9 protein-coding genes are annotated in these 12739 nt (G+C 53.2%); 5 read left to right on the forward strand and 4 right to left on the reverse strand.

Annotated features, from left to right (window positions below; all coding sequences use genetic code 11):
- Positions 1-111: 111 nt before the first annotated feature.
- The 5 genes from mutY to LPB67_RS00555 all read left to right on the forward strand — a co-directional run bounded on the left by mutY (position 112) and on the right by LPB67_RS00555 (position 7119).
- Positions 112-1266, forward strand: a complete 1155-nt coding sequence (gene mutY / locus LPB67_RS00535) for an A/G-specific adenine glycosylase (protein ID WP_262835094.1) — start codon at positions 112-114, stop codon at positions 1264-1266.
- 311 nt (positions 1267-1577) lie between these two features.
- Entirely contained in the window at positions 1578-3080 is a 1503-nt protein-coding gene (locus LPB67_RS00540; protein WP_262835095.1) for an alpha/beta hydrolase, read from the forward strand.
- Positions 3077-3889 carry an ATP-binding cassette domain-containing protein gene (locus LPB67_RS00545; RefSeq protein ID WP_262835096.1) on the forward strand — a complete coding sequence of 271 codons (813 nt, stop codon included), beginning with the start codon at positions 3077-3079 and terminating at the stop codon, positions 3887-3889. Before LPB67_RS00540 ends, LPB67_RS00545 begins: the two co-directional genes overlap by 4 nt.
- Entirely contained in the window at positions 3889-5052 is a 1164-nt protein-coding gene (locus tag LPB67_RS00550) for an ABC transporter permease (RefSeq protein ID WP_262835097.1), read from the forward strand. Before LPB67_RS00545 ends, LPB67_RS00550 begins: the two co-directional genes overlap by 1 nt.
- Before the next feature lie 204 nt (positions 5053-5256).
- Positions 5257-7119 carry a sensor domain-containing diguanylate cyclase gene (locus LPB67_RS00555; RefSeq protein ID WP_262835098.1) on the forward strand — a complete coding sequence of 621 codons (1863 nt, stop codon included), beginning with the start codon at positions 5257-5259 and terminating at the stop codon, positions 7117-7119.
- A 146-nt stretch (positions 7120-7265) separates the two neighbouring features.
- Here the strand turns inward: LPB67_RS00555 and rapZ are convergent, their stop codons facing one another.
- From rapZ to LPB67_RS00575, 4 genes are all read right to left on the reverse strand, one after another.
- Positions 7266-8129, reverse strand: a complete 864-nt coding sequence (rapZ, locus tag LPB67_RS00560; protein ID WP_262835099.1) for an RNase adapter RapZ — start codon at positions 8127-8129, stop codon at positions 7266-7268.
- Positions 8130-8182: 53 nt separating this feature from the next.
- On the reverse strand, positions 8183-9127 hold the full coding sequence (hprK, locus tag LPB67_RS00565) for an HPr(Ser) kinase/phosphatase (protein ID WP_262835100.1): 945 nt from the start codon (positions 9125-9127) through the stop codon (positions 8183-8185).
- 119 nt (positions 9128-9246) lie between these two features.
- Entirely contained in the window at positions 9247-9720 is a 474-nt protein-coding gene (locus tag LPB67_RS00570) for a PTS sugar transporter subunit IIA (RefSeq protein WP_262835101.1), read from the reverse strand.
- Between the two features lie 274 nt (positions 9721-9994).
- Positions 9995-12685: an EAL domain-containing protein gene (locus tag LPB67_RS00575; protein WP_262835102.1), complete on the reverse strand. Its 2691-nt coding sequence runs from the start codon at positions 12683-12685 to the stop codon at positions 9995-9997.
- Positions 12686-12739 lie beyond the last annotated feature (54 nt).

A 12739-nucleotide genomic window follows, 5' to 3' on the forward strand; every position in this document is an offset into this window, starting at 1 on the left:
GCGCGATTGAATCTATTTTTACCTGCGATTGTCAGCAGGTGCCGGCGATCCTGCTATCAGATTGGCAAAATTACCTTTATACTTGGATCCATTCTTTTTTGATCATGTTTAATGAAATCAAGCTCCACCAAAGTCCGCAGCGCGGATCGTACCGATAGTTCCCAGGTCGAATCCGTATATGCCGATCCGAGTTTTTCTGCGGATTTAATTCAATGGCAAAAACAATATGGGCGTCATGAACTGCCCTGGCAAAATACCACCGACGCTTATCGCGTCTGGCTCTCTGAAATCATGTTGCAGCAGACCCAGGTAGCTGCGGTCATTCCATACTATCAGCGTTTTCTGGCCAGCTTCCCGACCGTATTTGCATTGGCCGATGCGCCATCGGAAGAGGTGATGGCGCACTGGAGCGGTCTGGGGTATTACACCCGGGCGCGCAATTTGCATCAATGTGCAAAACAAGTCGTGGTGAATTACGCAGGAAAATTCCCTGCCGATCCTCAGCTATTGCAGCAGTTGCCGGGGATAGGGCGTTCTACGGCAGCGGCAATTGCCGCATTCTCATACGGTAGCCGTGCGGCGATCCTGGACGGCAATGTCAAGCGCGTATTGGCCCGGGTATTTGGTATCGCCGGTTATCCCGGCACAAAAAAAATCGAAGATGACATGTGGTTACGGGCGCAGGCGCTGTTGCCTGAAACCGGGATCGAATCCTATACCCAGGGATTGATGGATATGGGCGCTACTCTATGTACCCGCAGCAGCCCGTCTTGCCCACGCTGCCCTATGCAGCAGCGCTGCGTCGCTCATGCAGAACAGCGTACCGCCGAACTGCCGACACGCAAACCAAAAAAGCAGCAAAAAGAAAAACAGACGCTGATGCTGGTATTGCGTCATCAGAATCAGGTCTTGCTGGAGCAGCGCCCTGACAGCGGCATCTGGGGCGGCTTGCTGTCTCTGCCTGAACTCGATGGCATGCAAGAACGCAATCCCGATGAGTCAGCCGACGAGGCGCATGATCTACCTGAACAAAGTCTGGCGGCCAAAAGATACGCAGCGCAGTTTGGTGAGGTCACGGCGATGCGGCAATTGCCCGGATTTTCACATGGATTTACGCATTTCAAATTGCATGCAACAGTGCTGCAATTGAATGTGTCGCAACGGAGTTCTCAGGTTGGCGAACAGCGCTGGATCTGGCTGGATCTGGCGCAGGTAGCGCAGGCCGCATTGCCCGCGCCGGTGAAAAAATATCTGTTGGCGATGTAATCGGGCGCCGCTGTTGGTCGCTCTCGTTTTGATTGCTTTATATGGGACTTACGCAAAAACCAAAACCACTCAACACCGAGACACAGAGGACAGGCAAGAGTCAATAACCCTTTGGTATGTTGATATTGAAAACGTATCCGCAAGCTGGCTGCGCCTGCTGGCACGAAATGCCTCTGGAAGCCGCAACCAGCCTGCGGGTTCAATATGGGGTTTTTAAAATTTACCTATGAGTTGAGATAAGCAGTTCGCGGTTTTGCGTAAGTCCTACTTATAAAATTGACTGAATACTGAATAAAGGAGATGGATTGGAGATGAACTTGTTTTCCACAACCACTGCGGTCCGGCTGCATCGCCTGGGGCTGGCGTTGACATTGAGCCTGCCGGTGCTCGCACAGGCCGCGACCAGACCATGCCGTATTCCGGATTTTCCACAAGAGCTACAGTGCGGACAGATACAACGTCCGCTCGACCCGGCACAGCCGGACGGTAAAAAAATCGATGTGCATTTTGTGGTGGTGCCGTCGCAAGACAAAAATAAATTATCTGACGCCGTATTCGTATTGGCTGGCGGTCCGGGGCAGAGTGCGATCAATGTCGCCGCCTGGGGACAAATCGTATTGGGGCGCTTAAATCGCCGTCGTGACCTGGTATTCGTCGATCAGCGCGGAACGGGGCGCAGCGCCGCTTTGCAATGCCCGGAGTTGGAAAACAACGAGGCACTTCCAGATAGGGATCAATCGCTGGCGCTGACCCTGGCTTGCATGAAAACTTTACAGGCTTTGCCGTATGGCGACCTGCGTTATTTCAGCACCAGTATTGCAGTACAGGATTTAGAAGCGGTGCGCTTGATGCAGGGTTACGGCAAGATCAATCTGGTTGGCGCCTCGTATGGTACCCGTGCCGGACTGGAGTTTTTGCGCCAGTATCCGCAGTCGGTGAAGCGCATGGTGATCGATGGCGTGGTGCCGCCGGACATGCGTTTTCCTGCTGAGGATGCGCAAAAAGCGCTGGATGGATTATTTACCGATTGCGCTAAGGACAGCTCATGCAACCGGGCCTATCCCGACTTGGCGCAGCGCTGGAAAAAATTATTGGCCAGCCTGCCGCAAAAAACTTCTTTTACCCATCCGCGTCTGGGCTCATCCGTTTCCGCCACCATCACGCATGATGTTTTGTTGGGCATGGTACACAAGACGCTGTATACCCCCGCCAGCCTGGCTGCCTTGCCGTACGCTCTGACCCAGGCGGAGCAAGCTAATTACGCACCGCTGGTCACCTTGAGCGGATCATTCGGTTTGCCGTCACCGACCGGGATTGCCTACGGCATGCATTTTTCAGTCTGGTGCGGCGAGGCGTTTAGCCGTCCGCCAAGCCAGCCGGCCAATGATGAGTTCGAAAAAATGATGGAGCAGATGTATGGCGCCGTATGCAGCGCGTGGCCGAAGGCGGCCATTCCAGCGGGCTTTTATACGATCCCTGTGAGTCCGGCGCCAGTGCTGTTGCTGAGCGGCGGCATTGATCCGGTGACGCCGACCCGGCACGGTGACAGCGTCGCCAAAGCCCTGGGAGCGAATGCGCGTCACCTGAGTATTCAGAATGCCGGACATGGCTTGCTGACCCAGGGCTGCGTGCGCGATGTGGTGTATCACTACCTGAATGCGAAAGACGATGCCGGCGCGCTCAAAGTCGATGCCAGTTGCGTACGCCAGATACCGCGACCGCTGGCCTGGCAATTGCCAAAAGCCCGGCCTGTGACCAATGCATCGGGTGCGCCTGCTGTCCCCGGTACCTCTGAAACGGGAGCCAGGCCATGATCGTCGTGCAGGATTTACATAAGGCTTTTGTGCGTCAGGGCAAGCCGGTATTCAAACTGAATCTGAATTTCGGCCAGCGCCGCCAAGAATCTGTGAAGGCGGTGGATGGCGTGAGTTTTCGCGCAGAGGATGGCGCGATTACCGGCTTGCTCGGCGCCAATGGCGCCGGTAAGACGACCAGTCTGCGCATGATTGCATCGTTGCTGGCGGCAGATCGCGGTGAGATTACGGTCGATGGCATGCAGGTCAAAGCGGGTCAGCAGGGAACGCAATCGAATATGGGTGTGCTATCGGATGCCCGCGGCCTGTATCCGCGCCTGACTGCACGCGAAAATATCCAGTATTACGGTAGCCTGCACGGCATGGAGCGCGGCTTGATTGAACAACGCACGAACCAGCTCGCGCATTGGCTGGGGATGCAGGAATTGCTGGATCGACGTACCGAGGGGTTCAGTCAGGGCGAACGTATGAAGACAGCGCTGGCACGCGCTTTAATTCACGATCCCAAGAATATTATTCTCGACGAGCCGACCAATGGACTCGATGTGGTTGCCACCCGCGCCCTGCGCGAATTCTTGCGTTGGCTCAGATCGCCTGAGGGCGGTGGAAAATGCATCATATTTTCTACCCATATCATGCAGGAAGTAGAGCGCCTGTGTGATCAGGTGGTGATCGTCGCACAGGGGCGCAATGTCGCCAGCGGCACGGTAGAACAGTTGCTGCAACAGGCGACCGAACCGAATTTTGAAGACGCCTTTGTCAAGCTGGCGTTCCTGAATCCAGCGACAGCCATCAAGAGGAGCAACTGATGAACGCCATGTTTGCGATTTTCCGTAAAGAGATCAAGGATGCCTTGCGTGACCGGCGTACTTTGCTGGTCGCCTTATTTGGTTCATTGCTTGGCGTACCCCTGATTCTGTTTATTTTTTCCATAGTGCTGTCGCAGGTAGAATCGCAGGAAGAGAAGCGTAGCGTGCTGGTAGCCGGAATCAAAAACGCGCCTGGCCTGGAAAATTTTATCTTGCGCCAGGGATATCAGATCAAGCCGGCGCCCGATGATTACGAAGCCAAATCCAGGAACAAGGAAATTGATCAGCCGGTGCTGTTGGTGCCGGAACATTTTCAGGAAAAATTATCTGCCGGTGAAAAGGTGACTCTAGCAATCGCTTACGACACCTCGAATCGCCAGGCGGAATTCGGGCTGCGTCCATTGAAGCGCATACTTGAGGGTTATGTGCAGGAGAATGCGGGGCTCAGCCTGATGATGCGCGGCGTCTCACCGGAAATTCTGCAATTGATTGAAGTCAAAGAGCGTCACCTGCAAAGCCCCGATGAACGCAAGGCGACCGTCACGACCATGCTGCCGATGATGGTATTGATGGCGATCGTCCTGGGCGGCATGTATGCCGCGATCGATACCACCGCAGGTGAACGCGAGCGCGGTTCGCTGGAGCCTTTGATGATGAATCCCATCTCAGGCTGGCAACTGGCAGTGGGTAAGTGGGGCGCGGTTGCCGCGGTCAGTATGGGTGTGGTGGTATTGACCATTTTCAGTTTTTTTCCTTCGCAATGGCTGATACGCAATGAGACCTTGCGTGCCGAATTCCAATTCGGGATGCATGATGCGTTGGGGTTCCTCTGGGTGTTATTGCCGCTGGCCGCCAGTCTTGCCGCGATCCAGATCGCAGTCGCGTTGGATTGCAAAGGGTATAAAGAAGCGCAGGTCCGCAACCAGATGATCAGCATGTTTGTACCGATGATGACCTTGATGCCTATCATTTTCCCCGGACGCGAACCGACCTGGTTCCAATGGGTGCCGGTATTGGCACAAAACCAAATGATGAATCAGGTATTAAAAGGTGAGACGGTCAGCATCGCGACCATCGCCACGGCTTTACTCGTCTGCGCTGGCATGACGGCGCTCAGTCTGGCCTATGTAGCGCAAAAAATGCGCCGGGTAGTCATGGTATAAACCGCCGGATCATCCGATCGCCCATCCTGGGTGCGACGATTTGAGCCGTCGCGCCGGGGATCTTTATTGTATCGATATACAGAGTTGTTTTAGCTTGTGATACCCTGATATTCTGATTGCTGATGTTTAATCATTATGCCGAGCGCCGAACACGACTTGCCAGCCAATATGATGCCAGATCAGATTCCATTAGAGAGTCAGTCCATGCCTGCTACGCAAACGCGGTTCGCAGTTTGGTCGCATGTTGCGTGTTCATCCGCTATTGCCGGCATCGCGCACGGTGCGCCATTAGCCGAGACGCTGGCTGGTATTGCCCGTGAATGTGAGCGCGGGCTGCCCTTGGTTTCCTGTGCCATCTATTTAGTTGATCATGACAGCGGCAGCGTAAAAGTCGGTGCCGCGCCAACCTTGCCTGCAGACTATCTGGCCTCCGTTGAGGCTCTCAAAATAGACCCGCAATTGTGGATAGATATCCAGCGCATCGATAGTCAGACTGTCAAAAATACGCCGGCAGAGCGAATCCGGCATAGCTTCCATGATCCTGCTGTCGTGCATGGCATCTATCCCAGATTGATCGCCGCTATCCGTTCTGCTGATAGCAGTTTGTCGGGCATCTTTATCCTCTATAGTAAAAGTCCTGATTACGTCCAGGGGCAATATCAAGATGGCGATCAACCAGGCTTTATTGATGAACGCATCCATCTGGCGGCAATTGCGATTGCGCATGAGCATAATGATGCCCGGCTAAAAATAATCGAAAGCAAATTGCGCGAAAGCGAGGCGAGCCGGGAGCGCATGGCGCTGGCGATTGAAGGTAGTGCCACGGGTATTTGGGATCGGGATGTCAGCAAGAATGAAATAGAATATTCATCTGGCTGGAAAGCCATACTCGGCTATGCCGGGACCGATTATTTATCCCGCAAAATAGAAGACAGTTACCTCCGTTTGCATCCTGACGATGTGGATTTTGTGCGTGCTACGATACAAAACCATTTTGATCAAAAAACCGACAGCTATGAAGTCGATCACCGCATTCGTTGTAAGGACGGTAGTTATAAATGGATCTCCAGTCGCGGTAAAGTAGTGAGTCGCGATGCGCAGGGCAAGCCTTTGCGGATGATAGGGACGACTACCGACATCAGTGCAATCCGGGCGATCTCCGATCGTTTGCAGCAGAGCGTTGATCTGATCACCTCATTGACCAATGAAATTCCAGGGCTGGTGTATCAATATCGTTTATTGGCAAGCGGCGAGGCGTTTTTTTCTTACGTTAGCGAAGGTGTTCAACAGATTTATGAACTCATGCCGGACCAGCTTGCGCGCGACATTTCCTTGCTGAATCAACGTATCCATCCGGAAGATTTTACGAATTACCGCAATTCCCTGGAAATATCAGCGGCGCATCTGACGCCCTGGCAGCTAGAGTATCGCGTGCTGTTGCCGCGTCAGGGCTTGCGTTGGTGTTATGGCAGTGCGCAACCGCGTCGCTTGCCTGATGGCAGTACGTTGTGGCATGGTTTTATCAGCGATGTTACTGAGCGCAAGCGGATCGAAATCGAGTTGAAAGAATTCGCCACGATCGACTTTTTAACGCAACTGCCGAATCGCCGGCATTTTGTGGGGCGCATGGAGGAAGAGCTGGCGCGGGTTAAACGTATTGCCAGCACACGTACTGCCATCTTGATGTGCGACCTCGATCACTTCAAGCTGGTCAACGACAGTTATGGCCATGCAACCGGCGATCTGGTGCTGAAACACTTCGCGGCAATTCTCTCTCAACAACTGCGTGATAACGATATGGTCGGGCGCGTCGGCGGCGAAGAATTTGCCGTCATTTTGTCTGATGCGACGATTACTGAGGCGAGCGCTTTTGCCAAACGCGTGCAGCAACAGATTGCTAATACGCCATTGCTAGTCGGGGATCAAGTGATTGCCCTTACCGTCAGCATCGGCATTGCTGCCATGAGCGTGGACGATGCAAGTGCCGACGCGGCCTTATCCCGTAGCGATATGGCTTTGTACCGGGCGAAAGAAAACGGTCGTAACCGGATCGAGATTGCCAAATAATTGGGCGGACCATCAAGCCTCCCGACATCACGCTTGCTGCGGCCTGCATCCCGGGAATTGCAGATACTCCCCATTTTTTTAAAATAAAACGGGCTTGGTCGCGCTGTTTTATTGTGAATTTAAAAAGTACTGAGATAGAGTATCGTTTAGCTCAGGCGGCGGTGCCTGACCAGGACCTGTTCTTTGTCCTTGAAATACGCGGCCAGTTTTTCCACCATGAATACGGAGCGATGCTGGCCGCCGGTGCAGCCGATGGCAACCGTCAGGTAGCTGCGATTATCGTGTTTGAAACTCGGCAGCCATTTTTCGATGAATTGCCGGATATCGCGATACAACTCCTGCACCATCGCTTGTTCATCAAGGAAATGGATCACCGGCTGATCCTGGCCTGTCAACAGACGGAGTTGCAGATCGTAGTAGGGATTCGGCAGCATCCTGACGTCGAACACAAAATCCGCATCCAGCGGGACGCCGATTTTGAACGCGAAGGATTCGAACATCAGGGTCAGCGGCGAGTGCTGGATCTGGATGATATGTTTGATCCATTCGCGCAATTTGTTGGCGCTCAGATTCGAAGTGTCAATCACATGGGCGAGGAACTGGATGGTCGCCAGAATTTCACGTTCTTCCTGTATGCATTCGGTCAAACTGAGGCGATCGCCCATGGGCTGGTTTTTTTGCAGGCGATGCGATAAAGGATGACTGCGGCGGGTTTCTGAAAAGCGTGCGACCAGGGATTCGGTGCTTGCTGTTAAAAACAGGATTTTGACTTCATGGCCCTCGGCGCGCAGGGTTTGCACGGTATCCGGCAAATTGGTCAGCAGATGGGCGCTGCGAGAATCAATCGCCATCGCCGCCGATTGAATGTCTTCGCTGATCAGGGTTTTGACCAGTTCCGGCAACAGGCTGGGCGGCAAGTTGTCGACGCAGTAGAAGCCTGCATCTTCGACGACATTCAGCGCCACTGACTTGCCAGAGCCGGAAATGCCAGAGATCAGTAATATGTGCATGATGTTGGGAGCAGGGCGTCTAAATAGGAAGGCACGAAAGCTTATTGTGCCATTTATTCAGAATCCTCGTTCATGGCACGACGTTGACGTTCCATGAATTCCTCCAGCGTATTGATGCCGCGTAATTGCAGGATGGTATTGCGTACCGCCGCTTCTAACAGCACCGCGATATTCCGGCCTGCCGCGACCGGGATGATGACTTTACGGATCGGCAGTCCCAATACTTCCTGGGTATGCGAATCGATCGGCAGACGCTCGTAATGTTCTTCCAGTGTGCTGCGCCTGACCAGATGCACAATCAGTTTCAGGCGCATTTTGCGACGTACCGCGGTTTCGCCAAAAATCGCCTTAATGTCGAGCAAGCCGAGGCCGCGCACTTCCAGCAAATTTTGCAGCAAATCCGGGCAACGGCCCTCGATCATATTCGGTGCAATGCGCGAGAACTCAACCGCATCATCGGCGACCAGGCCATGACTACGTGAAATCAGCTCCAAGCCTAATTCACTTTTACCTAAACCCGACTCACCGGTAATCAGCACGCCGACGCCAAGCACATCCATAAACACGCCATGCATGGTGGTGCGCTGCGCCAGTTTTTTAGACAGATACACCCGCAAAAAATCGATGACTTGGGCCGATGGCAGCGGGGTAGAAAACAAGGGAATATTATGATCATCGCAGGCGCTCAGAATCGCTTGCGGCGTCTCCAATCCCTGTGCCACGATCAGCGCAGGCGGCGCGCCGGCAATCAGTTCCTTGATCAGATTGCCACGCGATACCGTCGATAAGCGATTATAGTAAGCGAGTTCCTGATGCCCCAAAACCTGGATGCGCCCGGGGTGGATAAAGTTCAGGTGGCCGACCTGGTCGGCGGACGAAGTCGCATCGCCGGTAATTTGTTTGTCGCCGCCCGAGAAACCGGCAAACCATCCCAACTGCATTGCATCACGATTGTCATCGAAGATTTTTTGTATCGTCAGTTCGGTCAGTAATGGCATGGCGGCTTACCCAATCTGATGGGTGATATTAAAAATGATAAAGAATGAAGCGATGCCTGAAGTGCGCTGAACAGCCTTGGTCCACGCAGAACGGCGGCTACCGCTTAGCATGCGCCTCATCAGGATACCGATTGGGGATTGGGTTGCCAGGTAACGATTTTCTTATAAATCGCTTCGGCGCTGGGTTCTGTATTCAGCGCATCGCGGAAGCTTTCATTCGATAGCATCTCAGCGATTTCCGAGAGAATTTCCAGGTGCTGTTGCGTGACATTGTCGGGCATCAAAAGAAAAATCAGAATGCTGACCGGTTCACCGTCAGGGGATTCGAAAGGAATCGGTTCTGCCAGGCGCACGAAGGCGGCAATCGGTGCTTTCAGACCTTTGATGCGGCCATGCGGGATCGCGACGCTATGACCCAGGCCGGTCGAACCTAAACGTTCGCGTGCAAACAGGTTATCAGAGACGGTAGAACGGGCAATGCTGCAGTTGTTTTCAAATAACAAGCCAGCTTGTTCGAAGGCTCTTTTTTTACTGGAAACTTCAAGATCCAGAAGGACGTTAGCAAGAGGCAGTATTTTTGCAATATTTGTCATGACACAAGATCGGTGTTACAGCGGGATAATGCCAGGCGCGGGGCGCAAGGCAGACAAATTATAGGCTTCTTTTCCCCGTCTGCGTAAACCTGTCCGGGCAGAGGAATAGAAACGATAAATTATTTGCTCAAAACGCAATAAATACGCAAAAACCTCATAATTCTGACGTATTTTTGACGCACTTTTTGCTTATTTTTGCGGCAATTTACGTGATGTCAGATGGGTCTCTAGCATAGGCGGTTTGCTGAAAACGGGTAGTTGTGGCCCCCCATATTTAAATGGCGTGAGTTTGCAGTAATTTCTCGAACTCGTCTTTCGGCAGGGGTTTGCTGAAATAGTAACCCTGCATTTCCTGGCAACCCGAATCGGTCAGGAAAAACATCTGATCGGCTTTTTCCACTCCTTCGGCGGTGACGCTCATGCCGAGCGCATTGGCCATCGCGATAATCGCCCGCGTCAAGATCACGGAATCTTGATTCTGCGGGATGTCGCGGATAAACGAGCGATCAATTTTGAGGTTATCGATAGGGAAGCGCTGCAAATAAGACAGCGACGAGAACCCGGTGCCAAAATCATCGAGCGAAATACTGACGCCTAATTTTTTAATCGCATTGAAGACCGGGCGCAGCACATCGATTTCACCCATTAACAAGCCTTCGGTGATTTCGAGTTGCAGCGCATTGGCTGGCAATCCGGTGTCATCCAGGACTTGCTGGATAAATCTGATCAGTCCCGGATCCTGGAACTGCTTGGGTGAAATATTCACGCTGATGACCAGATCCGGTACCAGGTTATCGCGCCACAATTTGGTTTGTCGGCAGGCTTGTTCCAGCACCCAGCGGCCGATAGGCAGGATCAGGCCAATTTCTTCTGAAATCGGGATGAAGTCGTTCGGCGGGATCAGGCCCATCTCTGGCATTTGCCAGCGAATCAGGGCTTCGGCGCCGACGATCCTGGAGGTGTTCAGGCTGATTTTCGGCTGGTAATAGACCAGGAATTCTTTTTCTGCCAATGCGCGGCGCAGGTTTTTTTCCAAGGTATAGCGATGCTGCGCGCGGACATTGAGTTCCGTCGTAAAGAACTGGTAATTATTGCGGCCGGATTCTTTGGCGTGATACATCGCCGAATCGGCGCAACGCAGCAAGGTCGGCGCGTCTTCTGCATCATGCGGAAAAATGCTGATGCCGATCGAGGTGCCGAGATGGTATTCATTGCTGTCGATCAGGAAGGGTTCGCGCATCCTTGCCAGTACGCGTTCGGCCAGCTCCTTCAGATGCAGAGCATTATCGAATGCTTCTGCCACGATCACAAACTCATCGCCGCCCAGACGCGCCAGCATATCGGTTGTGCGTATGCATGAATTCAGACGCGTCGCGACGTCCTTGAGCAAGGTGTCGCCTGCCGCATGACCGGCGGTGTCATTGACGTTTTTAAAGCGATCGAGATCAAGGAACAGTACGGCGACCTTATGCTGGCTATGATGCGCGTTAAACAGGGCGTGTTGCAGGCGGTTGTTCAGTTGATGCCGGTTCGGCAGGCCGGTCAGGGCATCGTGAGCCGCAATATACTGCAACTGACGCTGGGTTTCCCTGACTTCGGTGGTATCGGTAAATGAGATCAATACCGCGGTAGTGGCGTTATTGCTGACCTGACTGATCGGCAGGACATTCACTAGCAGCCAGGCGATGGAATGATCGCGCAACTCCAGGCCGACAGATAAATTCAAAATCGGGACATTGGTGCGGAACACTCGGGAGACCGGATCTTCTCCTATCTTTTGTTCGCTGCCATCTTCATTGATGATGCGTTTGAAATAGCGATGACGGCGTCCGGCATTCTTTGCATCGTCGTCCGAAATTTTTAAGATGCGCATCGCACTTGGATTGCAGGTCAGGATTTGACCATTCGGCGCCACCACCATGATGCCTTCAGTCAGGTTGGTCACGACAGAGCGATAACGCTCCTCGCTCTCTTCCAGACTCTGTTCCATGTTCTTTTTATCAATCGCCAGCGCGATCAGGTCGGTCGCGTCTTTGATCAGCGCTTGCTCATCCTCGCTAGGACTGCGCGTGGATTGGTGGTACACATCGACTGTGCCCAGTACCGTATTAAACGCCGTGGTGATCGGCACCGACCAGCACGAATGCAGACCATGTTGCAAGGCCAGCGCCCGGTCTTTTAACCATAGTGGACTTTCGGCAATATCGGGTACCAGAATGATGCGGTTGTAATGAATCGCCGCGGAACTGGAGCCGTATTCCAGGCCCACCGGCACGCTCTCCAGGGCAGAATAGAAACTGTACGGCAGTGAGGGGGCGGCACCCAAACTCAGGCGTTGATTGTGCGCGTCGTACAACATGATCGCGCACATGCCCTCATTGTCGAGCAGGCGTTCCATGCGATCGCAGACATCTTCGAGAATGTGGGAGAGCGGTTTGTCCAGTGCGATCATTTCGAGAATTTCCTTCTCGTGATGCAATGCTTCGTGGACGCGGCTGGATTTTTGGCGGGTTACGTAATGCGGTGCGGTGATCGTCTGGGTCGCATGGTCGGCTGCGGCTGGCGTGCTTGCGTTGCGCTCTCTGAGCGTTAGTTGGGTGGTCTGTTTATTCTCATGCGTAAAACGGGTGGCGCGAACTTCAACCTGCCGGTATGTGCCGTCAATTTGGCGGCAGTGACAACGATAGGGCGTCGGCGCGCCTTGTTGTGCCAGCAGCTGATCTAATATCGGCGTCTGCTGGTCGGCAGCATCAGGAACGGACAAAAATTTTTCCACTTTTTGTCCCAGCAATTGGCTGGTCGCAGTGGCTGCCAGCAAGTTCATCCCAGCCGGGTTCGTATACATCAGAACATCGTCGACAAATACGTAGATGGCATCAGGATTGTGCTGTAACAACTCTGCATGCCAATCGCGTTGATCGACGCTGGTTTCTGGTGAAAGGTTAAGCTTGGCTATGGCAGTCACAACAATCAAATCTTGACGATAGAATAATGGTTTGCATACTGTACCCCATGCAGC

Origin of the sequence: Undibacterium sp. Jales W-56 (assembly GCF_025548535.1) — a bacterium.
In the GTDB taxonomy this organism is placed as follows: Bacteria; Pseudomonadota; Gammaproteobacteria; order Burkholderiales; family Burkholderiaceae_D; genus Undibacterium.